The organism is Verruconatronum alginivorum (genome assembly GCF_056590205.1).
Genome location: NZ_JBWPVQ010000001.1, coordinates 2288140 through 2313305 on the forward strand (window position 1 = coordinate 2288140; position 25166 = coordinate 2313305).

At 60.7% G+C, this 25166-nt stretch carries 17 protein-coding genes and 1 pseudogene; 6 read left to right on the forward strand and 12 right to left on the reverse strand.

Annotation, left to right across the window (positions count from 1 at the left end):
• Positions 1–6: 6 nt before the first annotated feature.
• A pseudogene (locus ACWUI2_RS08080) lies at positions 7–951 on the reverse strand (tyrosine-type recombinase/integrase); the annotation flags it as partial.
• A gap of 649 nt (positions 952–1600) precedes the next feature.
• Between ACWUI2_RS08080 and mgtE the strand changes: the two are divergent.
• Positions 1601–2968 carry a magnesium transporter gene (gene mgtE / locus ACWUI2_RS08085; protein WP_486982345.1) on the forward strand — a complete coding sequence of 456 codons (1368 nt, stop codon included), beginning with the start codon at positions 1601–1603 and terminating at the stop codon, positions 2966–2968.
• 52 nt (positions 2969–3020) lie between these two features.
• Here the strand turns inward: mgtE and ACWUI2_RS08090 are convergent, their stop codons facing one another.
• The 3 genes from ACWUI2_RS08090 to ACWUI2_RS08100 form a co-directional block, all read right to left on the reverse strand.
• Positions 3021–3896 (reverse strand): mechanosensitive ion channel family protein, encoded by an 876-nt coding sequence (locus ACWUI2_RS08090; RefSeq protein WP_486982346.1) that lies wholly within the window; start codon positions 3894–3896, stop codon positions 3021–3023.
• 20 nt (positions 3897–3916) lie between these two features.
• The gene (locus tag ACWUI2_RS08095) at positions 3917–5434 is read right to left on the reverse strand and encodes an MFS transporter (protein ID WP_486982347.1); all 1518 of its coding nucleotides are present in this window, start codon (positions 5432–5434) and stop codon (positions 3917–3919) included.
• Between the two features lie 195 nt (positions 5435–5629).
• Positions 5630–5854: a hypothetical protein gene (locus ACWUI2_RS08100; protein ID WP_486982348.1), complete on the reverse strand. Its 225-nt coding sequence runs from the start codon at positions 5852–5854 to the stop codon at positions 5630–5632.
• 195 nt (positions 5855–6049) lie between these two features.
• Here ACWUI2_RS08100 and ACWUI2_RS08105 point away from each other — a divergent pair, with 195 nt between their 5' ends.
• From ACWUI2_RS08105 to ACWUI2_RS08115, 3 genes are read left to right on the forward strand one after another with little or no spacing between them, the layout of a single operon-like run.
• The gene (locus tag ACWUI2_RS08105; RefSeq protein WP_486982349.1) at positions 6050–7225 is read left to right on the forward strand and encodes a Gfo/Idh/MocA family protein; all 1176 of its coding nucleotides are present in this window, start codon (positions 6050–6052) and stop codon (positions 7223–7225) included.
• Positions 7225–10593, forward strand: a complete 3369-nt coding sequence (locus ACWUI2_RS08110) for a hypothetical protein (protein ID WP_486982350.1) — start codon at positions 7225–7227, stop codon at positions 10591–10593. The genes ACWUI2_RS08105 and ACWUI2_RS08110 overlap by 1 nt, the downstream gene beginning before the upstream one ends.
• 60 nt (positions 10594–10653) lie before the next feature.
• The gene (locus tag ACWUI2_RS08115) at positions 10654–11613 is read left to right on the forward strand and encodes a D-2-hydroxyacid dehydrogenase (protein ID WP_486982351.1); all 960 of its coding nucleotides are present in this window, start codon (positions 10654–10656) and stop codon (positions 11611–11613) included.
• 317 nt (positions 11614–11930) lie between these two features.
• On the opposite strand, the gene ACWUI2_RS08120 is transcribed toward ACWUI2_RS08115, so the two are convergent.
• The 8 genes from ACWUI2_RS08120 to ACWUI2_RS08155 all read right to left on the reverse strand — a co-directional run bounded on the left by ACWUI2_RS08120 (position 11931) and on the right by ACWUI2_RS08155 (position 21137).
• Entirely contained in the window at positions 11931–13946 is a 2016-nt protein-coding gene (locus ACWUI2_RS08120) for an acetylxylan esterase (protein ID WP_486982352.1), read from the reverse strand.
• 187 nt (positions 13947–14133) lie between these two features.
• Complete coding sequence (locus tag ACWUI2_RS08125; RefSeq protein WP_486982353.1) at positions 14134–14841, reverse strand: prepilin-type N-terminal cleavage/methylation domain-containing protein; 708 nt, start codon at positions 14839–14841, stop codon at positions 14134–14136.
• 41 nt (positions 14842–14882) lie between these two features.
• A complete protein-coding gene (locus ACWUI2_RS08130) occupies positions 14883–15812 on the reverse strand; it encodes a hypothetical protein (protein ID WP_486982354.1) in 930 nt (309 codons plus the stop codon).
• Between the two features lie 190 nt (positions 15813–16002).
• Positions 16003–17019: a zinc-dependent alcohol dehydrogenase gene (locus tag ACWUI2_RS08135; protein ID WP_486982355.1), complete on the reverse strand. Its 1017-nt coding sequence runs from the start codon at positions 17017–17019 to the stop codon at positions 16003–16005.
• A 106-nt stretch (positions 17020–17125) separates the two neighbouring features.
• Positions 17126–19204, reverse strand: a complete 2079-nt coding sequence (locus ACWUI2_RS08140) for a heparinase II/III domain-containing protein (RefSeq protein WP_486982356.1) — start codon at positions 19202–19204, stop codon at positions 17126–17128.
• Between the two features lie 19 nt (positions 19205–19223).
• Positions 19224–19610 carry a VOC family protein gene (locus tag ACWUI2_RS08145; protein WP_486982357.1) on the reverse strand — a complete coding sequence of 129 codons (387 nt, stop codon included), beginning with the start codon at positions 19608–19610 and terminating at the stop codon, positions 19224–19226.
• A 73-nt stretch (positions 19611–19683) separates the two neighbouring features.
• Positions 19684–20406 (reverse strand): SDR family oxidoreductase, encoded by a 723-nt coding sequence (locus tag ACWUI2_RS08150; RefSeq protein ID WP_486982358.1) that lies wholly within the window; start codon positions 20404–20406, stop codon positions 19684–19686.
• A gap of 20 nt (positions 20407–20426) precedes the next feature.
• Entirely contained in the window at positions 20427–21137 is a 711-nt protein-coding gene (locus tag ACWUI2_RS08155) for an RraA family protein (protein ID WP_486982359.1), read from the reverse strand.
• A gap of 134 nt (positions 21138–21271) precedes the next feature.
• Between ACWUI2_RS08155 and ACWUI2_RS08160 the strand changes: the two genes are divergently transcribed.
• The gene (locus ACWUI2_RS08160; protein ID WP_486982360.1) at positions 21272–22231 is read left to right on the forward strand and encodes a helix-turn-helix transcriptional regulator; all 960 of its coding nucleotides are present in this window, start codon (positions 21272–21274) and stop codon (positions 22229–22231) included.
• Between the two features lie 122 nt (positions 22232–22353).
• Positions 22354–25122, forward strand: a complete 2769-nt coding sequence (locus tag ACWUI2_RS08165) for an extracellular solute-binding protein (protein WP_486982361.1) — start codon at positions 22354–22356, stop codon at positions 25120–25122.
• Positions 25123–25166 lie beyond the last annotated feature (44 nt).

The following is a 25166-nucleotide window of genomic DNA, read 5'->3' on the forward strand; positions in this document are numbered from 1 at the left end:
TTGAGCGGCCCGGTCGATACTGCCAGTCTGGCGGTAGACCCAACTGCCGGCTTCCTTCCTCAAGTCGTGCAGGGTTTTTCCGGTAAAGCCTTGTTTCCGAAGCCAGGCAGAGAGCGTGTTGTGGACCGTTTTCGCCCGATAGCGGGCTGTCCCTTCCCCCCCCGGAATAACGAATGAAGAACCGGTCTCGCTCTTTTCTTTCCAGTCGCTCAACTCCTTGACGATCGTTTCTCCCACCGCGATTGCATGTTCCCGGTTCCTTCGTTTTCGGGTATAAAATGGAGTCGTCTCGATATGGATCAACCTCTCCGCCAGGTCGATTTGGGTCCACAGGAGCTTGTCGATTTCGGATTTGGACAAACCTGCAAAGGCCGCGAGCAAGAAAGCAATGTAGGCGGCTGGTTGATCTTTTTTCAGCTCACGCTGAGCCGCGTCTACCACCGCTTCCATTTTTACTTTTGAGCGATAAGTATGACGCGGTTCCTCCTCCCGCTCAACTTCAAGGAAGGGGTTCGCGGGGATGGCCAAACCGTCGTAAAGCTTCAGGGCTCGAGCCGAAAAATATGCGCCGGCGTTCCGCAAATAGCTATTGCAGGTCGTTTGGGCTCTTCCACGGTCTTCTTGGTTGGTCGCCCTCTTGAGAAGGTGGATTTTGAAGGCTTCGAGTTTTGCGGATGTAATTTGTTCCAAAGGCAATCGATCAACCTTTTCCCGCCATTCCTTACGGTTTTTGCATGAACGCTCCTCTTTTTTCAGCGAGGCCATTCCCAGGATAAACGCCGCGATCCGGCGTAGCGATCTCGCGTATTCCCGCTTACTTGATGCGCGGGCATGAGGATATGCCTCCTCATAACGTGCGATCAGATCGCCCACTGTTGTCGTCGGGGTTGAGAGCGACCGCGCCTGTTTTAGCCGAGCAACCCTGCCAGGCCGGAACGTTTCCATTGCCATTTCGGGGGTATGGCCATCCACTTTCAGATACGCCGCGATTTGATCGGCCAGCTTTCCGGATTCCCGTTTGTCGGCAGTCAAGGAGAAGCTGTATTGACGGCCTCCCCATTTGATAAGAAACAGGTAATTTGACGACCATCCGACTACTTCTCCTCTCGACAATTTGGGCTGTTTAAAAACCCCGTCTTGTGCGAAATTCGTATTTTGCTCGAAGGCCCCCGGTGGTCTTATTTTTTAGCGGCCATAGTTACACCTTGGTTACACCCTTTTTGCGATGAGTCAAGTTGATTCAATTTTTGCCAAGATAGCTCAAGTGGTTTATATAGAGTGTATAATGAATAATGTTGAAACACGCTGAAACATGGACATCCCAGACTCAAAATCTGGTTCCTTCGGGAGTGCCGGTTCGACCCCGGCTCCGGGTACCACTCGCTGAGTATCAGCGAGTTTTTTGGTTTTATACCGTCTCGATCTCAAACAGGGGTTCCGAACCGGCGCGCGATTTGAGGGGTCCGATTATGAAAGCTGGACCTTTTCGGGTGTCTGACATGGCGGGCGAGATTTTTGTCTTTTTCCGATTGATACGTTGTGGCAGTTTACGGGAAACCGCGAAGTTCGCGGTGATCGGAAAACCCAAAAGAGAGCCGTTATGTTGTTAGTGCCGAAAACGTTGAGACAGTATCGGGAGGAAATGAAATCCGCCTTGGCGGAAAACCGGGTCGACGAAGCGGCGGCCATGGCCGTGAAACTGTCACCGGCCCGTGGAGCGAGGATTTTGGCAGAAGCGCCCCGGGAGGCAATCGTCCCTTGTTTAAGGGCTCTGCCACCGGCGAGGGCCGGCATTGTTGTGGGGTATCTTCCATCCCCATTGGCTGCCGAGGTTTTGATGGGGATGAAAGGCCGGGAGCGGGGGAAATTGATTCGGCACATTCCAGTCGACCGGGCGGCGGACATCGTTGGCCTTCTGCCCGCGGAGAGAGCGGAAAAGCTTTTGGAGCACGTTGAACCGGAGGCCAAGGGCGAGATTCTCCGACTGTCCGAGCACGCTCCGGGCACGGCCGGTGCCGCCATGACCATCCACTTTGTCGCCATCGATCAGGAGGCGACGATCGGCGAAACGTTGGAAGCGCTGGAGTCGGCGCCACCTGAGGTCGAGCATAAATCTTATGTCTACGTGGTGGATCAGGCGCAAAAGTTATTGGGGGTGCTGACCCTTCGGGAGATGCTGAACTATGGCGAAGAGACTCCGGTTACGAAGGCGATGACTTCCAATGTCCTGGCCGTGCGCACGGATGATTCCGCCTTGGATGCGGCGCAGACGATTCGCAATCGCCGTTTTCTCGCCCTGCCGGTGGTTGATCGAAGCGACGCTCTCGTGGGGATCGTGACCTTGGATGATGCGATGGGATTGCTGGCGCAAAACGTGGCCGACCAATTCACGAAGGTGGGAGCCGCCTCCGTCGAGGAGTCGTTTTTCACGCCTCCGATGGGATCCGTGAGAAGGCGCCTCCCCTGGATGGCGGCCAACGTATTCCTCAATCTGGGGGCGGTGGCGGTCATCGCCTCGTTTGAGGCCACTATCGAGGCGGTGGCCATCCTGGCGATTTTCCTGCCGATGATCACCGACATGGGAGGGAATGTCGGGATTCAGGCCCTTTCCGTGGCGATCCGCAGTATCGCGTTGGGGGAGGTGCGCCTGCAGGAGTTTTGGCGGGCGACCCGGAAAGAATTGCTGATTGGATTGGTGAATGGAGCGGCGCTTGGGACGCTGTTCGGGGTGATCGCCCTCTTCTGGGTGGGGAGTCCGGTGCTCGGCATCGTGGCGGGCACGGCCCTGGCGATCAACGTCCTCTTGGCTGGAGTCGTCGGCGGCACGCTCCCGTTTCTCATCAAGAGGATGGGCAAGGACCCGGCGATGATGACCGGACCCGTTCTTACCACCATCACCGATATCACCGGCGTCACAATTTATTTGGGCCTCTGCACCGTTTTCCTCGCCAGCATTCTCGGGGGATGAGAACCGTTCGGCCCTGAGGAGAAAAGGATTCGCCAACCGGCGCAGCGGGGCTTCACGAGGTCTGTTCCCGTCCCGGGGAGGGCGGGATCTTCGGTCGTTTCCGGCGCAATGTGCCGGTGAGGAGACGGCTGTTGGGCAGATCGACGGTGTGGTCGTCGCCGGTGCCGATGCGGGTGGTGACGAGACGGATCTCTTCGATCGTCCCGGCGATTCCGTCGAGTTCCACTTCGACTCCGGGCGCGAGTTCGCGGCGAAGGAACCGTCCGGCCAGCATCGAAGAGACGATCTCCCGCCCGCCGATCAACAACGTGAGGAAGGCGAGCACCGGAATCGCGACGAACAGGATCAGCAACACCTGGAAAACAATCGGTCCGGCCAGGTCGAGGTATTGGATGGCGTTCAGCACCGCGAGGCCGATGATCGCCCAACGGCCGAGCTGGCCGATCAGGCCGGAGAGCGGGACGTCCGCGAGTCGCAGCGTCGTTTCCACCGCCCGGCCGGCGTAGTTGCCGATCGCGACGCCGAGGGCGAGCAAAATCAGGGCGACGAGAATCCGCGGAATGTATTGGAGGACCGCGATCAGAAATTCGTGCGCCGTCTCGAGGCCGAGGGTCGCGAAGACCACCGTCAACACGCCGATCAGGAGTATCCAATAAACGGTGAGCCCGACCAGGTAGGAGGGCCGTGTCACCACGCCTCCCCGCGCGAGAAAGGCCACCGCTCCGAATTTTTCGCAGAGGAGGTTGAAGCCGAGACCGCGGAGGAGCTTGTGGATCGTCTGGCGCAGGATCACCGCGAGGATCCAGCCGAGGAGGAGGATCGCCACCGCGAGGACGATCCCGGGGCCGTGGTCGACCACGAACGCGTGAAAACGCTCCCAGATATTCGCCAGCAGTTCGACAAAGAGTTCGGTAATCGCGTTGGTCATGATTTGTTCCCGTTGTAGTTTCAATCTTTGTTGAGAAATCGCCGCAGCAAGGCACGAGTGCGCTTCGTTTGCCGTTCCAGGGCGGAAAGCAACCGGCCGGCCCGCTGTTCGGAGCGCTCGGCCATCTCCTCGGTCATCGTATCCACTTTTCGGATAATTCCGCCGGTGCGCTGGAACCCAAGCAACATGAAGTCCGCGCTCGCGCCGACGCCTTTTTGCGGGTCGAGGTCGTTTCGCAGTTCCATGATGACCGCGGCCTGCCCGGCCGCTCCTTCCTCATGGACGCGGAGAATCAGGAAAATCACCAGAATCTGCCCGACCGATGAAAGGAGGAATACCGCATGGAGGTTCGTCACCGTGAATGGGCCCAGATTGAACGAAACCGCCGCGAGCGCCTCGACGAGGAGACCACCGACCACCGGCGCGACCGCCCCGACGAGCCCGGTCACCGCGGCGAAAACCGCCAGAAAGATGGATCTTCCCTCCGAGGGCGCGAGTTTCAAAAGGATGTTGAATTGGGAGAGCGATGCTCCGGCGATGAAACCGCCGGTCAGCAAGTGGCTCAGCACCAGCGGAACGTGATAATTTCCGGGAACCGCTCCCAGCCAGAGAAACGGCACGGCGATCAGCACCCAACCCGATAGCAGGATCACCGGCTTGTTTCCCACCCGGTCCGAGATCGGACCCCAAACCTTCATCATCACCAGGGTGGCGACGGTCGCCAAGGTGATGTAAATGGTGATTTGGGAGAACTCGATCTCCAGGACGTCGATCATGTAAACCCCGTAAAACGGTCCGGCCAACTGGATCGCGAAGATCCATCCGGATACGAACACGATCAGGTTGCGGAAATTGGTGTTTCGGAACGGAGCCCCGAAGAGGTTCAGCGAAAGCCGTTCGCCGCCGCGCTTGAACGGCGGTTCCATGATTCGCGAGAGGAAGAACGATGAGACCAATCCGGCGCAAAGCCCGACCGAAAAAAGAATCATGAACCCGCGGGGATCCCCCTCGCCGAAACGCTCCTGCCAACCTGTCAGGAATCGTCCGGCCGCCAGGATCGCCACCGTCCCGCAGGCGAGGGCGATCATGTTGCGCTTTCCGAAGTAGGTGCCGCGGATTTTCTCCGGCACCACGTCGCTCATCCAAGCCAGCCACCCGACGCCAGCCAGGGAGTTGAGCAGGCTCGAAAGCAGGATCACCGCCACCAGCACCCAGACCCGGTGATCCGCCAGCGGATCGAACATCGCCAGGGGGAGGAGGATGACGAAGACCCAAAGCGCGCGGGCCGCGGTCGCGCAAATGAGGCAGAGTCTTTTGCGTCGTCCGGTCTTCTCGATCAGGTAGGAGCCGAGAAGCTGGAAGAGATTCGCGAAAGTCGGCAGCGCGGCCAAAATGCCGATCTGCCACGCGGCGGCGTCCAGCACTTGCAAGGCGAAACCGACCAGGAAGATTCCCCCAGCCAGCGTCGCTCCGATCGTGGCGAACGCCCCGTCGATGATCGAATTTTTAAGCGCCTTGTCGCGTTCGACTTCCTGCATCGCGCACTTTGTAAGGGACGAAAAAGATCGGTTACAAGCTTGGAGTTCGGTTTCTGTCCGGGCTATTTCATTTGGCCGATAATCCTTTCTCGGTGGGGTGTCTTCCTTGTTGGAGTCCCGGCTCTTGCCGGGAATCCGAGTCGAAAGGGACTGCTTAAATGCGGGACTTGTGCGTCACTTGAGTTTCCTCGGTAGTCAAAAAGGAATCACCGCTCCGAGGGTCGCCCGAAAGGATTCTACGTCGTTGCCCCAGTCATTATGGGCCAATGTCAGGCGCGCGCTCCATCGGTCGCGGAAGTCGTCATCCAGCACGAACATGTATTCGCCAAATGGAGTGAAGCTTATCGAACCATATAGCAGGTCGACGCCCACGCCGATGGGACCGTCAGCGATTTGATCGAAGCATCGGCCTGTGTTCATGCTTTATGGGAAATCTCCATGATCGAAGGTTGTGGTGGAATTATGATACGAGGCATCAGGTAGTTGATGAGCAAGGACAACGTCTTTCGAGGAACGGTCCGGATTTCGACTACAGATTTCAAGAACGTACGGCGAGGTTCAACTCCGGAAGTTTTCGGTTGAACGTAGCCGTTTGGCGGGTACCATCCGTCGCAAATGCTGAAAATCGGATTGATAGGATGCGGGATGATCGCCGAACGGGGTCATTTGCCGGCGGCGCAACAGGCCCCGGGGCTTCGGATCGAGGCGCTCTTCGACAACCATTTCGAGCGGGCCTTGGAGTTGCAGAGACGGTTTGGCGTTCCCCACGCATACCCGACGGAGGAGGACTTTTTCTCTTCCGACCTGGACGCCATCGTGGTCTGCACCCCGGCCCCGGTGCATCACCGGAACGTGCTCGACGCGGCCAAAGCGGGAAAACATGTCTTTTGCGAAAAGCCGCTCGCCATGACTGAAAAGGAAATGGTGGAAATGGAGAAGGCCATGCATGACGTCGGCCTGATGCTTTTTACCGGATTCAACTACCGTTTTTCCCAGAGCGCGCTGGACATCCGTCGGCTGCTTCGCGAAAAGGCGATCGGAGAGGTGCGCCTGCTGCGGCTCATTTACAACTGGCATCTTCATGGGAAGTGGCAGATCGGCGAGGATGGGCGGAAAGTCGAGACGCCGTTGCGTGTGGGGCGCATGCGCGAAGGCGGACCATTGGTCGATTGCGGGGTGCATCAGATCGACCTCGCCCGCTGGTGGCTCGGGTCGGAGGTCGAGTGGCAGCGTGGAACCGGGGTCTGGCTCGATGCCTACGAAGCGCCCGATCATGTCTTCCTTCACATGGGCCACGGCTGCGGCGCCCATACCATGGTGGAAGTCAGCTTCTCCTACAACGCGACCTCTGCGGAGCCGCGCACGCACTTCATCTACGAGTTGATCGGCACCGACGGAGTCATTCGGTATTGCCGCGAGGAGCACTCCTTTGAACTCCGGAACTCGCACGGAACTCAACACCTTCCCTGGCATCCGGAAAAAAGTTTCGTCGGCATTTACACCGAGTTCGCGAGGGCCATTGCAAGCGGGCGGCCGGGCGACATGCCGACCGCGCGCGACGGCATTTTGGCCAGCCGCATCGCCCGAACCGCCACCGAGGAAGCGGTCCGCCACCGCGATCGGCCGAGCCGAGAAAACCCCTCCACCCAAATGCCGGCCGCCGATGTCCACGCGGCGGCGGACGAGATTCCGATCGACTTCATGCACCTCCCGATGAAGCCGCGTCGGACGCGCGTGGCCGCCGCCGTTCCATCCGGCGGGAAACCGAAGAAGGGAACCGGCAAGCGGTGATGAAAACGGAGCCGGAGGCGCGTCCGCCCGAAGAGGTGGTGTTACAGCTGGCGGCGGAGTTGGAGGAACTCTCGCCGACGCAAAGGGAGTTCCGGCTGGCCGGTCCGCCCGTCGGAGTGGAGGAGCAGCCGTGGCGGAGTGTCTGGCGACCGCTGTTGGAGCATCTTTTCAAGGATGAAACCGAGGGGCGGGGGTCGTCGGTTCTCGAACTGCTGACGGTCGCCGAGGCGGGAGGTCTGCCACGGGAGCGGGCCAAGGAAGCGGTCGGGCGTTTGAGTTCGCTGCCCAGGTTGCAAACGGCCTGGGAGCCATGGATGGAGGTGCGCGACCGTGAGGAGTTGCGTCTGCGCCTCGAAGTGCTGCGGCACGCCAGGACGCTTTCGGAAGGGTTGGCTCCATTTGTGTTCTTCTTTTTCCGCGCTTCGGATCCACTGCTTTATCAGACCGCCGCCCTGACCCTCGGCGCCCATCTGTCCGATTGCGGGAACCTCCGCGAAGATTTTTGCCGTTACGCGGGCAAACGCCGGATCGATCTATCCGGACCGATCGTTCTGAACAACCAGCGGAGCCGGCGGCGGGCTCTTCTCGCGCTCACCGGATTGGCCGTGAAATGCGGACAGACCTCCGCCCCTCCGCCCGAAGGATTTTCGCTCGAGCCGTTTCTCTTCGACCGGTGGAAGGAGACCCTGGGCCGTCCGTCGGACTTGTCGGCGGCGATGCTTAGCGCCGAGATCCTCCTGAGTGGCGGTTGCGGCGGCGATGCGGTGCGGGAGTCCGCCGGGGAAATGCTTGCGGTATTCGCCGCCGCGAAGGAGACGTATTTCGACCGTTCCAGCGTGCAACGCTGGGGGCGGCTGATGCGGGCTCGGGCGTTGGCCGATCCGTCTCCCGGCGCCGACTGGTGCGTCGGCGTGTGGTGGAGACTGGTGGAGAATTTGGCCGCGGAATGTTGCCGCAACGGAGGCAACGGCTTCGCCCGGCGGGTGCGCAAACTCAACGCGCTCGACGAAGCGTTGCGCACGCCGGCCTTTGTGCCGTTGCTCGGACGGGAGGTCGGCGACGCGGAGCTTTCGTTCGGCGACGGTGACGGCGGTCTTGCCGCCTTTTGTCTTTTGCGGATGGCATTGTGGGCTCGCCGCGAGCACTCGGCGGCGGACTCGGAGTTGACCGCCCAGGCCGGCGCTATCGCCTGTCCCGAAGAACTTGCCTGGCTGAAGGGCGCGATGGGGGAGCCAGATTCTACCGCCGCCGGCGGCCTCTTCGGCGATCCCGCGGAGAACGAGGAGGCCGCGGCCGTGCGGCGGTTGCTCGTTCCTTTGCGTAACTATGCGGCGTGGCGATCGCTTTCGATCGCGGAGCGGGCTTTGGTCGCGTTCGGGTTGCTCGACCTTTCCCAGCACGGGAGACTCTCGGCGGACCGATGGGCGGGGCTGCTCGAGGAGACCGGGATTTCCAGCGGAGAAAGTCTTGTGGGCGGCTGCGGGCAGGAGGAGGTTCGCTGCGGGAAGGCCCGCGTATCCGATGCAACGGTACAAATTCTCTTGCGGCTTTTGAGTTGGGACGACGAAGGCGGGGAGACTTTTCTGGAATCGCGGATGCTGCACCAGATGGAGGATCCCCGATTGCTTCTCGCGCTGCTTCCCGAGGAACGCCGTAGCGACCTTCTTCCCATTCTGGCCGATGCCTTCGAGCACCGGATCCGGATGCAATTGGTGAACAAGGCCGGTTTCAGCGTGCCCCATTTTCTCTTCCGGACCCTGGTGCGCCACCCGCACGTTTCATTTTACCAACATCTCCGCCAGGTTTGTCTCGACCGGACGTATTCGCGGGCCGGGGGCGAAACGGTTCCGGTGCTGGAGATCCTCGATTGGCTGATTGGCGAGAAACGTTTCGCCGACGATGTCGGGGAAGGAGAATTTATTGCGGAGTATCCGGACTATGATGACACTTTTCTGAAAGGTCTGCGCAAGTTGAGGGAGCGTTTGAGCGTGCCGTCCATGGAGGAAGGACCGGGGCGGGCGGTGGCATGTCTGGCCGACTGGAGCGGGGCCGATCCGCTCGACAGTTTCAGCCAGGCTCCGACTCTCCTGGCGCTGCTCGGCACGCTGAACGAGGCCGATTCCCTGTGCCGGTCCGGTTATCCCGTCTTCGAAGTCCGGCCGGTGACGGATCTTTTCGACGAGCTACACGGACGGGCCAATCGATTGATCCAGACCGCCGCGCGGTTGGAGCCCGAGACCTTGGACGCGCTCGATGAATCGCGCGACGCGATCTTCCGCATTGAAGGTGAGTTGCGGGTGTTGGAGGCACGGCTTTCGCCGATGCTGCCGGAACCGGAAGAGAGATTTCTGGAGCGGCGTATCCGGGAGCTTTGCGGATTCCTGGATGAATGGTTTTCGGCGTTGGAGGGCCTGCACCGCGAGTGGACGGATTTGCCCCCCGACGGGGAGGAAGACCGTTTTCCCTGGTGGAGCGCTCTTCTCGACCGGGCGCGGGCGGCCGACGGCGAGGGGCACGACCGATTCACGGAACTCTTGTGGCGCACCTTGCGGACAGCCTGCCGGGAGGAGGAGGGAGGAGAACTGTCGTCATGGGAAAGCGAACTCCGCCTTTTGAGTTGGGGACTCGGGGCCTGGCCGGGCGGAGGAGCGGCGGATGAACACGGCGCGTCGATGCGGGAGCGCCTGTTCGAGCTCTGGTGCGAATTGGCGACGGAGGCGATGGATGCCGGCTACGAGAGCCGGGTGTCGGCGCTGTTGGAGGAGGCGGAACGCGGCGGCCTTTCTCCGAAAGGGGCCGGAGATGCCGAGTTCCTTCGCAACGTCAAAGGATGGCTGCTCACCCGTTACCGGGTGGGGGATACCGCGCGGGTTTTACGGTTGGCCCGCGGGGAGAAGGGAGTTTCGAGCGCCCGGGTGGCGGTGAATTTTTTCACCCATTTTTCGACGATGTGGGTGGCGTTGGTGATGGGGGCGTTTTTCATGCTCGATTTCGGCGACGCATGGGCCGCGATGGCCGATCCGGAAATCGCCGACGTGCGCGGCATCTCACTCTCCTTTATCTTCGCGATCGGCGCGGCCGGCCTTTACATCTATTTCAATCTGCGGCAATCGAGCCGTCCGAGCCCCGGCGAAAAGCCCAGGGCTTTGTGGCGGTCCCAATTGGTCCGGGCCGGCGGCTTCACCGCCGCCTGCGCGGTTTTTTCGCTCTGCATCGTCACGCTGCTCTGGTGGCTTTTGTCGCGGACGGACGAAGTCGTCCACGGTCCTTGGGCGATCGGCCATATCGTCGCCTGGTCCGCCTTCGCGATCTTCATCGGCGTCTTCCTCGGTTTGTTGGCCGGTCATGCGATGCGCGGAAAGACTTGAACCTGATTTTTCAGGGTGAAAGCCGTTGAAACTCCCGGCTCGCGACCCCAATATCGCGGAATGAAAATCGTGGCGTTGGATGGTTTTACCATGAATCCGGGAGACAACCCGTGGGACCCGGTCGAGGCGTTGGGGGAGTTGACCGTCTATCCTCGGACGTCGCCCGAAGAGGTCGTGGAGCGGGCGGGTGAGGCCGAGGTGATTATCACCAACAAAGTGGTCTTGGACCGGGAAACAATTGGGCGACTTCCCCGGTTGCGGCTGATCACGGTATCCGCGACCGGCTACAACATCATCGATGTCGAAGCGGCGCGGGAGCGTGGGATCGCCGTCTCGAATGTTCCCGGTTACAGTTCGCACGCCGTGGCCCAGCACACCTTCGCCCTGCTGCTCGAATTGACCAATGGAACGGGCGAACTCACCGACTCGGTTCAAGCGGGGGATTGGACCCGCTCGCCCGATTTCGCCTATTGGAAGAATCCGATCCCGGAACTCGCGGGAAAAACCTTCGGCATCGTCGGCCTGGGAGACATTGGCCGACGGGTCGCCCGCATCGCGCTCGCCTTCGACATGACGGTGCTGGCCCACACCCGCACCCGCAGCAATCCGATCGCGGACGAGCGCTTTGCCTGGGCGGAGCTGGATGAACTTGCGGCCAGGGCGGACGTGATCAGCCTGCATTGTCCGCAAACTCCGGATACCGCAGGAATGGTCGACGCCGCGTTTCTCCGGCGGATGAAAAGGACCGCCTATCTCATCAACACCGGACGGGGCGGCTTGGTCGATGAGGCCGCATTGGCCGAGGCGTTGCGGGAGAAACGGATTGCCGGGGCCGCCGTCGATGTCGTATCCAAAGAACCGATGGCGGCGGAAAACCCGTTGTTGGGCTCTCCCCGTTGCGTGATCACTCCCCATGTCGGTTGGGCGTCGTTCGAGGCGCGTCGACGGCTGATGGAGTTGACCGCGGAAAACATCGCCGCATTTAAGCAAGGTTCGCCGATCCATGTGGTGAATGGGTGAGAGCGGCCGCACCCCGTCTTCCGATTTGAAGGACGGACATCGCCAAGCGCCGGGCGCATTAGCCAATCGCTGATTTGCCATCTGCTATCATTGTCATCAAATTGGGATTCTAACGGAATCTCTCGCCCGACCCTCTCGCGAAGGAGCTTCGTTTCTCAGTTTTTTGTGCTCGCCCGAAGGAACGGTTTGCCCCTGAGGTCGAGCTCGATCGTTCCCGGAGCCGCCATTCGGAAGAAGGGAAGACCGGCTAAATGTCGATGACTTCCCGTCGGACCGCGGCGAGTGAACCCTCGGGATTGAAAACGCCAATCGAGGGATCACTCGACGGGCATGTCGGGCCCTTGGAGGGAGACGATCCGGAGGCGGCTGGCGAACGTTTGGTGAAGGTCGGGAAGGTCGAAATGGTGAAGGACTCCGTGGGGGACGTTGGCGACCGGCCAGGTGAAATGGTCGGATTCGGCCCATTCCTGGAAGGAACGGGGCGTTTGATGGAGTTCGGTTTCCCGCAGGGATTCGTCCAGAACGGTGGCGAACAGGGCGACCAGACTTCCTTGCCCTCGTCCGACTAGGCGAACCTCTTTTGCCCCTTCGCTTTTCAGGAGTTGGACGACCCGCAATAGATCGAAAACCCGTTGGCCTAAAAAGCTGCGGCCAAGCATCAGGCTTACGCCGTGGGAGAGGTAGTCCATGCCGTAGGGATGGAAAAAGGCGACCGCTTCGCTTGATTTGAATTTGTCGGACTCAGGTGGATACGGATGTGGTTTCCCTTCGGGGCGCGATTCGCCCATTCCGCGGACATCGACGGCATAAAGGGTGGTTTCATTTGGGAGTTTTTTCCGATACCGCCGCATCCATGGAAGAATTATTTCCGCTTCCACTGAAAAGTGGGGCACATACAGGCGCACCGTCGGTTCGACTTCCAGTGTCAACATAGGGAAGGGAGCGATCGCGGTTTTCCGGAGAATTGCTTCGATCCCCGGTTCGGTTTCGACGGCGTAGCGAGCCGTGGCAAATTCCTTTGGGGCTGGGAACTTCTGTGGTTTGAGCACCCGGAAATGCGCGGGTGCCATCCGCGGCAGTTTCACGCCGAGGATGCGCTCGACGCGTCGGCGGAGGTTGTCGGAGTTGAGTGGTTTGCGTTTGGCGGCGAATTGGGAGAGTTCGTCCGCCCGGACGCGACCGAGCGGTTTGAAGAGGGCGGCGGGCTTTTCTTCGGAAGGAACGGCCCGCAATTCCTCGGGAGATTGAAGATTGAGAGAAATAGTTCGCCGGAACCGTTTTCCGGCCCATCGGCAGACGAAACGGCGCATCGCGATCCGGGCGTCTTCATGATATCCATGGGTATGGGCGCCGACAAAGAACTCGAATTGGTCCTCCGCGCCGAGCAACCGATAGATCCGGGCTGTCTCTTCGGCTGCTTTGCGAGCCCCCCGGTGGTCGAAGAAGCAGTAGCGTTGGGCGAGGACAATGGCTGGATCCGGGGCGCGGGCGATCAGGAAGTCGGCCATATCGAGACCTTCGGCCAGCAGGCCGGGGGGGTATTGTTCGGCGTCCTGGGGCTCTTCGTTTTCAATGTTGGAGAGGAAACTGGTGACGAAGCAGGAGGGGGCGACCAGGCGGATCCGGCGGTCGAGGAGACCGGTCCAGGTCGTCATGGTGCCGCCGCCGGAGTTACCGGTCATCGCGAGACGCTCGGGATCGACCTCGGGCCGGGAGGCGAGGTAATCGAGGGCGCGGATGGCGTCCCACGCTCGCCACATGCCGAAGAAGTCGCCGGTCAACTCCAGTTGTTTCCCCATCATGTTATGCGGGTTGGTGCAGGAGCGGCGGAGGTGATGGTTTTCGGGAAGATGATTGAAAACGTCGCGTTCGCCTTGGCTGACCGGATCGAAAATCAAGGTGGTCAGGCCGGAGGAGGCGAGTTCCCGGGCGAACGATTGGTAAGGTTTGGCGGCCTTGCCGTCGGCGGCGTGTCCGCAACTTCCCAATACGGCCGGACCCGGTTCGCTGAGGTTGGCGGGAACGTAGAGGTTGGCGGTCACGGTCCAGCCCGGGCGGCTTTCGAAAAGAATTTTTTCGATCCGAAAGTTCTTTTGTTCGATCACCCCGGTGATCCGGGCTTGGAGGGGAGTTCGTTTGGGGAGGGGGCCGAAGCAGCGGCGCCCTTTGTCGGCAACCTCGTCGCGGTAGCGTTCGGCCTGGCGACGGGTCCGGATCGCGGCGATCCGTTTGTCGCGGTCCTGGAGAATTTCGCGGACCTGCCGTACCCAATAATTGGGCATCATGGCCGCGTAGCCGTTCATCAAATTCCGGGAGGGCGGATCGGTGCGCATGATCCAAAAGAAAACGGATCGTCCGGACAGGCAAGGAGGAAGTATTGAATACGGTTAGAAGTGGATGCAGACTTGCTGAAGCCGGGACTCCAACGAAGGGCGGATTTTGGTTTCGGTGACGTCGTGAAGTTGGAGTTCCGCCTTTAGGCGGTCCCCGGGGGCGGAGCATTTTTCTGAAAAGCTGGAATCAGTGGCCGAAGACGGGGGCGTGGCCGCCGTGTTGGCTTTGGTTTACGCCGAGGCTCAGGAAATAGTCGGCGTTGCGGGCGCTGACGTGGCCGTCGGCGAACAAGGCATTGGCTCGGCTATTGTGGCGGAGGTGGACCATGTAAGTGGTGAATTGGTTCGGGTTGACCGAACCGATCAAGTAGGTCTGGAATTCCCCGGTGCGGGTGCTGTCGGCGATCAGATAGAATTGACTTGGAGTATCGATATCGGAAAAGCGTTTGATTTGCTCCCAATCGCTGGCTCCGGGGCCGCTTCGCCAGGCTCGCATGCCGTAGACCAGATTCCAGGCCCCATTGATCTCGTCGTTTTCCACCCGGTTGCGGGGGGTGAGCGACGGGCAGTAGAAGATATCCGATTCGAGCCGCGGATCCCCGTGGTTGGCTTGTTCCACATAACCTTGCTCCACCAACTTCCAGGGCCAGTGGCGGAACTTGGACGGTTCGGTGTCGATTCGGTAGGGAAGAATTCGGCCATCGTTGTCTTCAATGAACAGGTGGACGGCAGTTCCGAGCTCGCGCAGGTTGGTGACGCACTTCGCCCCTTGGGCGGCCTCGCGGGCACGACCGACGACCGGGATCAGAATTGCCGCGAGAATTCCGATGATGGCGATGACGGTAAGCAGTTCGATGAGGGTGAATCCGGTCGAAGTCGCGCGTTTTGTTTTCATGTTCGTGGTGTGTGAAGGGGATGGATCGGGTTGCCGGGAGTCTATTCGGATTTCAGAACCCGGTAAAATTCTCGCTCGGATCCGCGAATGCTGACGTGAAAGGTTTGCTCCTGACCGTTGCCATAGAAGATTTCGCCGAGGTTTTGCCAGTCGACGAGGTCCGGGGAGGATTGGAGGCGGTAATAAAGCCCTTCTTCGGTTGGGACGACGAGCTCTACCGATTGAAAGATGCTCATCGACCCGGCGACGGTCGGTTCTTCGGGTGGAATGGCGTCGACCCGGAGGGTATCGAAGGTAAGGGAGCGGGGGTCGCGAGCGGTAAATCCTCCCCGGACGCCGGCGGTTCCCTGAGTGAAAGTCGAGTTGACCGCGAAGGCCGAGCCGAGTTCCTCACCGAGTGCGCCGTCGTTGTCCGCGTAAACGATCGCGGTGAGGTTCTCTCCGTCCACCGTGAAGCTGAGCCAGTACCAGGTGTCATTCAGAAGCGGTTCGGGGAGGGTGCCGGAGGTTCCAATGACCGTGCCCGCATTGTTCTGCAACCCGGTGTTCGACCGTATTTCGATAACGTTGCCGCCGATGTGGGCCGTATAACCGGAGCTGGTGCCGTCGGTCGTGAAGCGGGCTACGAGACCGTAGGTTGCACCGGTGACGCTGAGGTGGGAGCCCCGGAGCCGTGCGGTCACGGTGTAATTCGTCCAGTTCCAAGCGCTTCCTCCGTTGGCGTCGATTCCGGTGTAAACGGCCGATGCCCGCAAGGCGGCGGCACCCTCCGGGGTGTCCGGCCGGAGAATCCGAAAGGTGTTCTGTTGAATGGACATCCCGTCGTAGGGATTGGTGACGTAGGACCATCCGGAAGGTTGCCCGCCGTCGGAACCGAGGAAATCGGTGTGGTAAAGTTCAAGGGCGTTCGCCTGGCCGGGAAGGAGAATGGCGGCGAGGGCGAGGAGGGCGGAAGAAAAAAGATGTTTCATTGTTCGCTTTCAGGGTTCGGATGCCTGTTGCGGCACCACGGATGTGTAAGGAAAAGCATCTCCACCCTCCCCGCATTAGCAAACGGTATGTTGTTAGTATCGTTTAGTAAACGATACTAACAACTGAATCGGTTTTCCCTGGGTCTTTAGTTCATCTGCGGAGATCCGCGATGATGGCGGTTGAAATCCGCTACGGTTGGCAGCTGATAAGGGTCTTCATGCCGGCCGGATTGTCGTCGAGGGAGGCGAAGGCCTCGGGGAGGCGGTCGAGCGGCTCCACGGCGGTGATCATTTTCTCCAGCGGGAGTTCGCCGGAAGCCATCAGGTGGAGGGCTTGATCGTAATCCTCGGGTTCATACACCCGGGCGCCGGTCATGCTGAGTTCTTTCCAGAAGAATTGGAAAAGGTTGATCTCGATCGGTTGGGGGTAGATGGCGACGACCACGATCCGCCCGCGGATGGCGAGGAGGTCGGTCATGGCGAGGGCGGCGGCCTTGGCGCCGGAGACTTCGAAGACGATGTCGGCTCCGCTGCCGCCGGTCTTTTCGCGGCAAAGGGCGGGGAGATCGGTCTTGAGCGGGCTGACCGCTTCGAAGCCGAGTTCGCGGGCGAAGGCGAGACGGCTCTCGTTGACTTCGGAGAGAATGACGCGGGCGCCAGCCGCGCGGGCGACGAGGGCGACCAGCATTCCGATCGGTCCGCCTCCGATGACCACGGCGAGTTCCTCTTTGCGGACCTTCCCCATCCGGACATCGTGGCAGGCGACGGCGAGCGGTTCGGCGAGGGCGGCGGTTTTCAAGTCGACGTTATCCGGAGCCTTGTGGAGGGTGAACGCCGGGACGGTCCAGCTCTCCTGGAAGGCGCCGGGCGAGTCGATGCCGATGAATTTCAGGTCGCGGCAGATGTGGCTGAAGCCACGGTCGGCGGGAGTTTCGCCCCGGTTGTCGAGGGGGCGGACGACCACCTTGTCGCCCGGTTGGAAACCGGTGACCCCTTCGCCGATTTCGGCGACGGTGCCGGAGGCTTCGTGGCCGATGGTTTGGGGCATTTTCACCCGTTTGTCCATGGCGCCGTGGAAGATGTGGACATCGGTGCCGCAGATGCCGCAATAGGCGACGTTGAGGCGGACCTCGCCCGGGCCCGGGGGGACCGGTTTCGTGTCGGCGAGAGTGAAGGTGCGGTTGCCTTGGTAGAAGGATGCTTTCATAGGTGTGATGTGTTTGTGAGTGGAGAGGACTTTGTTCGTTAGTTGATTAGGATCTCGCAAGACGTGAAGGCGGCACTCCAACTTGAAAGTGAAATTTTAACAAACGTTACAGGAAGCGCCATTTGCCTTCGACGTTTCGGACTTTCCAGGAGCGGTCAGAGACCGATTCGCGGACGGTGATTTCGGTGAAGTCGACGGTCGGTTCGACGCTCCAGCGGACTTTCGCCCCCGGGCTTTCGAGGGTCGGCCGTCCGTCGATGGTTTTCAGATGCCAACCGGCGACCGGTCCATAGCCGTCGAGGGCGATCGCGTGGACCGTGGTTCGTTCCGCGACCGGTCTGCTTTCCTTCCAGGTCAGCAGAACGCCGCTGCCCGAACCGCCTTCGCCGAGCGCCGCCGGGGCGGGGGAATAGGCGTCGTGGACGTGGGCGTGGATCGGAGTTTGCAAAGATCCGTCGGCCAAATGAAAAAACTTCATGCCGGCCGCGCCGCGTCGGGCGACGAAGCGGTCGGGTTGGACCAGTTTTAAATCGAGTTCTCCATCGCGGTTGTTCAGGAGCCAGTGCCAGGCGGTTTGGACCGGACGGCTCGCGACGATCCGGTCGACGACGAACAAGGCGTGGCTTCCGCAAAGGATCCAGAAGCGGGAGAACTCCTTGATCGGTTTGCCGTAAAGGCGGGCGGCTTCGGAGCCGATTACGGTGACCTCCTCGCGGCGCTCGGCGAGGAGACGGCGGGCGCCGCGGTCGGCGGGGGGACCGGGTTCGCGGGTGGCCGGATCGAAGCGGGTCCGGGCGGTGCGGGATTGTTCGAGGAGGTGTTGGCCATGCTGGTCCTCCTGCAAGCCGAGGTCGTCGCTGGCCGGCGTCGGCAAAAAGGTGCAGGTGTTATGGGTTAAGCTCGAACCCTCGATCCCGTGGAGCAAATTGCGGTAGCAACTGTGGCCGGGATCGACCAGCAAACGCTCGCGGTTGTGGACGAGGATGAAGCTATTGAGGTCGCCATGCAGATGGCCGGGACCGTGGAGCGGCTCGCCGCCGCCGTGGACGGCGAGAATGGTCCGACCGTTCCAGGAATCGCGGGCGATGACGTCGCCGCAGCTGAAGGACTCGACCTCCGTCAGGCCGGCTTCCACCGGCGGAATCGCGGCGACGGCCTGCGGTAGCAACGGCACGGCGAGAAAGCCGAAGTCATTGACGAATCCGAAGGTGGCGCGGTCGTGCGGGCCTTGGGCAAGGTTCTCCGCGTAAAGCGTGTCGAACAACCAGCGGGCGAGTCCGGCTTGCTGCGGGCAGACTTCTCCTTCGCGGGCGGCGAGATGGAGCAGGAGATCGGCCGACGGACGGAAAAGCGCGGCGCTGTCGTTGAAGTTGGCCGATCGCGGGCGCGGGGAGGAACCCCAGCCGCTGAGCGGCTTCTGGTAAAAGAGGCTGGCGGCCTGCCAGCGGGGGAGGAGGTTCCATGGGCTCGCCGGGAGTTCGGCTCGCAGACTCGGATCGCGCCGAATAAGTGCCTCGCGGGCCAGCATCAAGGAGAAGGCGGCGTAGTTGGAATACTGGAGCGATTCGGCGTAGGATCCGTCGGGTTGGAATGCCTGGCGGTGAAGACGGTAGTCGGCGACGGCCCGGGCCATCTCTTCGCGATCGTCCAGCACGGCGGCGGCGACGGCGACCCCGGCGGCGAGGACGCAACGCCAGTTGGCCATGTGGTTGTGTGTATCCAACCAACGGCGACAAAGGGGGATGCCGCGGTCTCGGAGGACGGAGCGGATTTCGTCGGCTTCCTCGCGGGAGAAAACGTTTTCGGCCAAATCAAGGGCGACGGCGACGCTCCAGGTGAGATGGGCCGTTTCGAGGTGGCCCTCGGGCGGATCGATCCGATGGTTGCGGAACGCGGGTCCGATCCAGTCGGATTCCGGGCGACGAATCAAGGAAAGGGTGACGTCCCGGAGCCAGCGAGCGGTCTTGTCGTTTGGCTTAAGGGCGTGCGCCATCGCGGCGTCGGTGAGATATTCGCCGGCGATGAACCACCATTCCTCTTCGCTTCCGGGGCTGTGGAGGCCGGGGCTGGACGCCCGGGCGTCGACCCGGTTGAGGAGTGCCCAGAAAAGATCCTGGCCGGTCGGGTTTTCGGTGCGGTAGGCGGTGAAGTCGGCGAGTTCTTGCTCGGTGAGAAACAGGCTCATGGAAGTCGGGTGGATGTGTTTAAAGCATTCGCCGGGCTCGGCGACAAAGTTGGAAAGGGAAACCCCACGGGTCGCGGAGCATGTAGAGAAGGTCGCCGGCGCCGGTGGTGGTCGGACCGGAGGCGATGGTCGCTCCGGCTTCGACCAAGCGGGCGGCATCATTGTCAGGGTCGGTGGATACAAAGGCGAGATGGACCACCAGAGGATCTTGGTTTGGGTAATCGGGGATGGGGGCGTTCTCGTTGCGGTAGATCTCGATCAGAACCGCGCCGTCGGAGGCGGCGAGAAAATGGGTATGGGTCGGGGCTCCGGTGGAGCGGACCGTTTTCATGCCGAGGTGTTCACCATACCATGCGGCGAATGCGACCGGATCGGGAACCTGGAAGGCGAAGTGTTCAATTCTCATTGGGACGGGCGGTCGGCGATGAAGGAGGAAGCGAAAGACGCGGGGGTAGCTCCCCGCGCCTTTGAAGGTCGGTTTACTTCTTGAAGAACTCGAACGATTCGAAACTGACCTCGTGCATCACGATGTGCGGGGGCAAGGTGAGGACGAATTCGATTACCTTGGCGACATCGGAGGCCTGCATGAATTTTTCTCGCGGCACCGGGCGGTCGCCCCAGAAACCTTTGGTGTCGACCGGGCCTGGTTTGAAAGCGGTGACGCGGAGGTTCTGTTTCATTCCCTGAAGGGCGAGACCCTGTCCGAACATCGAGACGGCGGCCTTGGCGGCGCAATAGACGGGAGCGTTCGGGTTGGCCCGGGTGGCGGCCTGGGAGCTGATGAAGGCGAGGAGCGGATTGCGCTCGGGATCGATCAGCGGCAGGTAATGTTTGGCGGAAAGGAAGAGCCCCTTCAGGTTGACCTCGACGATCTTATCGTAATCGGCCGCGGCCATGTCGGCGACCGGCGAAGCGACGGAAAGTCCCGGGAGATAAAGGAGAACGTCGGCCTTGCCGAAGCGGGAACCGACGCTCTTGAAGAAGGCGGCGACGGAGTTCTCGTCGGTGACGTCGAGCGTTTCGGCGAGGACCTCGGCGGATCCACCCGCGCGGGCCTCCTCGGCGAGCTTTTCGATCGGATCGGCGTCGCGGTCGCCGAGGGCGAGTTTCGCGCCGTGGCTCTTGAGTTGGCCGACCAAGGCGTGGCCGAAGCCGCCGCCCGCGCCGATAATGACGATGGTTTGATCTTTCAGTGTATTCATATTTTTAATGGGGGCAGGATTTAGAAGTAGCCGCCGCGGTCGACGATCTCGGTGGCGGAGAGACCTTCTTCCACCCATTTCTTGAGTTCGCCCTCGGCTGCAGCGATCTCTTCGGCACGAAGGAGAACCTCGTAGGCGATGTCGCGCGGGACGACGATGGCGCCGTCGATGTCACCGAAGACGATGTCACCGGGAAAGATGTCGACCTCGCCGATCCGGATGGGGAGTTGCCAGCCGCTGATGCGGAATCGACCGAGCATGCCGTTGGAGCTGCGGAACTTTACGAAGACAGGAAAATTTTGCGGCAGGACGCGGTCGGTGTCGCGGACCCCGCCGTCGACGATGGCGCCGCGGCAACCCCGTTTCTTGGCGGCCATGGTCATGACTTCCCCCCATTGGGCGGACTCGTCGTCGTTGCTGGTGTCCCAGGCGACCACGGAGTGGGCCGGGATCGATTCGAGCATTTCGGCTCGTTCGCGCATTTCGTCCTTCACGAGCAGACTTTTGGAGCCCTTGATGGTGAAGGCCGGACCGGCGACTTTCATCGAATCACGCAACGGCATGATGTTGTTGGGGAGGGTTTGGTGGGTCAGGTTCCGTTCCCGGAGCACGTCGTTGACGGCGGCGGTGAAGAGGGCCTCGTAACGTTCGCACAGCTCGCGGTCGGAGATGGGGAAAGGTTTGAGTTCGCGTTCGCCGCGGGCGGCTTTCAACTGATCGAGTTTCATCATAGGTGGGAGGAGAATAGCTGAAAGGCGGGCGGCTGTCTTTAGCGTGGATTGATTCCGTTTTCACTATTTTGACTTGGCGCGGAGAGCGCCGTTGACCGCGCCGGAAATCGTCTATTGTCTATCGGTTATTGTCTATGCGCGCGCAGCGCGCTCCGAAGATGGGGTATTCGTCGCATTCAGTTGAGAATTTGGGGCCGCCGTTTTTGCTGGTGGATGAGATGGTGTTTGTCGTGCCGCAGGGGGGGATGGTCCGGTTGGCGCGGCATCATTTTAAACTCTTGTTCGTCTTGAATGGGGCGATCGAGCATGAGTTGGAGGGCTTGGAGGGGCGGCGGCCGCTGGCGGCCGGGGATATTTGCGCGGCCCCGGTTGTCGGGTATCATCGTTACTGCAATCCGTCGGAGAAGAAGGCTGCCCGTTTGCATGTGGTCCGGCTTTTTCTGGACGCCGAATACCTGGCGAAGCGAGCGCGGGCACGGATGCGTCATCCGGAGACTCAATTCTCTGATTTTATCCTGCATCATTTCCAGAAACCGCTCCAACTGTCGGGCGGGATCGATGCGGAAGTGACGGAGCTCCTGCGGGCATTGCGGAAAGAGACGGAGCAGCGGGGGGCGGGATTTCGCCATCGGGTGCGGGCGCTTTGCACGAGCTTGATCGTGGCGACGGCGCGCCGGGCGGCGAGTCGGGCGGCCCCGGTGGAGTTGCCGGTCGGGGAGGAGAGCACCCCTTGGGTGGCGGCGGCGAAAGAATACATTTTGAAAAATCTGGCGGGCGATCTCACCCTGGGTGGAATCGCCTGGCAGGTCGGAAAAGGGGAGGAACATCTGGCGCGGGTCTTCAAGCGGGAGACCGGCCAAAGTGTTTTCAGTTACATCCGGGAGATGAGGATTGACCGGGCGAAGACCTTGTTGCTCGATTCGTCGTTGAGTTTGACGGTGATTGCCGAGCGGTGCGGATTTCAGTCGCTCTCGTTTTTCAGTCGAACCTTTCGGGCGGTCGTCGGGCTGGCTCCATCGGTCTATCGTCAGCACACGGAAACAGTGGTGGTGCCGCAGGCGACGGGGAAGAACGATCCGGCGATTTCGGGCTGATCCATGAAATCGGCTGACTGGCTGATCATGCGGGCGTGGAGCGTCTTGCATCGATCCCCGGCGAGATGCCTGGGCGTTTTTTGTTGCCACAATTGAGGGAAACTTCACATTCCGGTCTTTTTATGGTGAACCACATTGAGCGATTCCCTGCTACCCTGGCCTTGTTGGTCATGGGGATTTTCTTTATTGCGCCCGGCTTGCATCCGTTGGTTGGCGCCGACGGGGACCGGGTCGAATTCGTGGCTCAAAATCTGCCGGCACCGGGGCAAACCGGAGTGGCCGCTGTCGCCGACCGTGCGGTGTTGCGCGCTTTCCAGAACCGTTTTCCGCAGTATCGGATCAAGCCGTTCACAATGCCTCAAATTGGCGTCGATGCTGCGATGGACAGTGGTCCGTTGATGGCGATTTCCGCCGGGATGGGGCCGAACGCCATCTATGTGAATTTTCGTCAGTCGGCCACTTACAATCAGCAAGGATTTCTGATGCCACTGGAACCGTTGCTCGCGCGGGTTTTGAGTGAGAATCCGGCGGTCCGGGAATTCGACGAACAAGGGAATTGGCTGGAGGATCCGACCGAGGAGGAGATCGAAGCGGCGGTGGCGAAAATGCGGGAGCGGGTGCCGGAACGGGTTTGGCCGGTGATTTACCGGGAAGACCTGACAGGGCGGTCGGACCGCGATCATGTTTGGACGATGCCGACGGCTAATCTGGTGCGGGCGTTGTTCTACCGGAAGGATCATTTTCAGGAGGCGGGATTGGATCCGGAGCGGGGACCGGATACGTGGGATGAGTTGATGGAATACGCCCGCATCCTGCATGACCCTGCGCGGCAGCGGCATGCGATGGTGTTTGCCCCTGGAACGAGCATCAGTTACATGGCGTATCCATTTATTGTCGCCTCGGGCGCCCGGGCGATGGAACGGGATGAGCAGGGGGAATGGCGGGCGGCTTTCCACACCCGGGGGGCAGCGGAGGGGTTGCTTTTCTTTTGGCGTCTGCTGCGGGAACCGTTCGAGAAAGAGGACGGCCGCCGTCTGGTCGGATCGGCTTCGATCCGGGGTGATGGACCGATCCTGTGGAACCGGGGGCAAGTCAGCATGCAGGGTGGTTATCTGGACGAGGCGATGCTGGCGACGGTATCGCCGAATCTGGTCGGCATCGCGCCGCTCCCGGCGGATCCGAACGGCAACCGGGGGAGCGAGTTGAATTCGCGGATGTTGGGGGTTTTCAGTCAGAGCTCCCCGGCCCAGCAATTGGCGGTGATGGAGTATATCTGGTTCATCACCGGCGACGATGCCCTGAGGATCCGTACCGAGACCTTCGTCAATCGCGGTTACGGACAGTTCGTGAATCCCGATCTGTTGCAGAGGTTTGGATACACCCGATTGCTGGACCGGGTGCCGGCCGGGTGGAAGGAAGCCTTTAACGAGGCCTTGGCCCATGGAGTGCCGGAGCCGTATGGGCGGGACACGCAGTTCGTTTATCGTTTGATGTCTTCGCCGATCAACCACGCGCTCGAACGGAATTATCTCAACATGCCGCGCGAGCAGGCGATCGATGATATTTTGGGGTTGTTAACGACCGCCGCCCACGAGATGGAGACTTCGGCTTTTGGGATCATTTCGGACGAGGAAATGCGAAAACGCCGGATCGTTGCTTCCGCGGTATTGTTGGTCTTGGTCGGTGCTTTCGCCGCAGGTATGACCAGTGTCTGGCGTTCCTTCAGTAAGGTCGGCCCGAAGGTGGAATGGTCGAAACACAAACGCAATCTTCTCTGGGGTTGGGCGTTGTTGATGCCGGGCCTCGGTTTGATCCTCTTCTGGCAGTACGTGCCGCTGGCGATCGGTGGATTCAGTATCACCTTTATGGATTACCGGGTGGTGTTGGACAGTACATGGGTCGGGGTCGACAACTTCGCGACGATTCTTTATGATCAGATGTTCTGGCAGGCTTTGTGGCGGGAGTTTTATTTCGTGGCGTTGATGATCGCGCTCGGATTCTGGCCGCCGATTTTGTTGGCGATTCTGTTGCAGGAAGTGCCGACCAACTTCCTGAAGTATTTTTTCCGGACCGTGTTTTATCTTCCATCGGTCTTGATCGGAATCGTGGTGATGTTTCTCTGGATGCAGCTCTTCGATCCATCGCCCGCCGGGACGTTGAATAAACTTCTGTTGAGTTTGAACATCCTCGGTCCGGTCCCGGCGACCCTGCTGAAGTGGGTTCTGCTCGGATTTTGGTTCTCGCTGATCGGGGTGCTGATCTGGTTGCCGGTGAAACTTGAGGAAATGCCGATGGGGTTGAAGCTTTGCCTCTGGGCGGTCGCCTTGGCCTTTGTTGGAGTCACTCTGACGCCTTTCGTTGGCGCGATCCGCGAAGGCGGTTTCGGGGAAGGGATGGCGTTGCTCGGCGGCGCCTTCGGCCGATTCGAACTGGAGCCGTTGCGATGGTTGCAAGACCCAGCGCTGGCGATGCTCTGTATCGTGATCCCTTCGATTTGGGCGGCCAGCGGCCCCGGCTGTATCATTTACCTGGCCGGATTGAAAAGCGTGCCGGACGAATTGTATGAGGCGGCGGCGATCGACGGCGCCGGTTTCTGGCACCGGGTCTTTTACATCGTCCTCCCGCGGTTGAAGTTCCTGATCGTCCTCAACCTGATCGCCGCGATGGTGGCGGCCTTCAAAGGAGGAGCCGACCAAATCCTGGTGATGACCGGCGGGGGACCGAACGAGGCGACGACGACGCTTTCGCTGGCGATTTTTTACCGCACCTTCATGGATCTTCAATACGGCGTCGGAACCGCGATGGCCTGGATCATGGGAGGCATCCTGATCGGATTCACCGCCTATCAAATGAAACTCCTCTCCCGCGCCGAGTTCAAGGCCGCCGGTTGATCCCGCGGCCGTCCGGTCTTTTATCTTCTTCCGAATCACCGATC

Bases quoted from the DNA above. Each gene is read 5' to 3' on its own strand.
- mgtE (WP_486982345.1), top strand. From the start codon at position 1,601: ATGTTGTTAGTGCCGAAAACGTTGAGACAGTATCGGGAGGAAATGAAA.
- ACWUI2_RS08090 (WP_486982346.1), bottom strand. From the start codon at position 3,896: ATGACCAACGCGATTACCGAACTCTTTGTCGAACTGCTGGCGAATATC.
- ACWUI2_RS08095 (WP_486982347.1), bottom strand. From the start codon at position 5,434: ATGCAGGAAGTCGAACGCGACAAGGCGCTTAAAAATTCGATCATCGAC.
- ACWUI2_RS08100 (WP_486982348.1), bottom strand. From the start codon at position 5,854: ATGAACACAGGCCGATGCTTCGATCAAATCGCTGACGGTCCCATCGGC.
- ACWUI2_RS08105 (WP_486982349.1), top strand. From the start codon at position 6,050: ATGCTGAAAATCGGATTGATAGGATGCGGGATGATCGCCGAACGGGGT.
- ACWUI2_RS08110 (WP_486982350.1), top strand. From the start codon at position 7,225: ATGAAAACGGAGCCGGAGGCGCGTCCGCCCGAAGAGGTGGTGTTACAG.
- ACWUI2_RS08115 (WP_486982351.1), top strand. From the start codon at position 10,654: ATGAAAATCGTGGCGTTGGATGGTTTTACCATGAATCCGGGAGACAAC.
- ACWUI2_RS08120 (WP_486982352.1), bottom strand. From the start codon at position 13,946: ATGCGCACCGATCCGCCCTCCCGGAATTTGATGAACGGCTACGCGGCC.
- ACWUI2_RS08125 (WP_486982353.1), bottom strand. From the start codon at position 14,841: ATGAAAACAAAACGCGCGACTTCGACCGGATTCACCCTCATCGAACTG.
- ACWUI2_RS08130 (WP_486982354.1), bottom strand. From the start codon at position 15,812: ATGAAACATCTTTTTTCTTCCGCCCTCCTCGCCCTCGCCGCCATTCTC.
- ACWUI2_RS08135 (WP_486982355.1), bottom strand. From the start codon at position 17,019: ATGAAAGCATCCTTCTACCAAGGCAACCGCACCTTCACTCTCGCCGAC.
- ACWUI2_RS08140 (WP_486982356.1), bottom strand. From the start codon at position 19,204: ATGAGCCTGTTTCTCACCGAGCAAGAACTCGCCGACTTCACCGCCTAC.
- ACWUI2_RS08145 (WP_486982357.1), bottom strand. From the start codon at position 19,610: ATGAGAATTGAACACTTCGCCTTCCAGGTTCCCGATCCGGTCGCATTC.
- ACWUI2_RS08150 (WP_486982358.1), bottom strand. From the start codon at position 20,406: ATGAATACACTGAAAGATCAAACCATCGTCATTATCGGCGCGGGCGGC.
- ACWUI2_RS08155 (WP_486982359.1), bottom strand. From the start codon at position 21,137: ATGATGAAACTCGATCAGTTGAAAGCCGCCCGCGGCGAACGCGAACTC.
- ACWUI2_RS08160 (WP_486982360.1), top strand. From the start codon at position 21,272: ATGCGCGCGCAGCGCGCTCCGAAGATGGGGTATTCGTCGCATTCAGTT.
- ACWUI2_RS08165 (WP_486982361.1), top strand. From the start codon at position 22,354: ATGGTGAACCACATTGAGCGATTCCCTGCTACCCTGGCCTTGTTGGTC.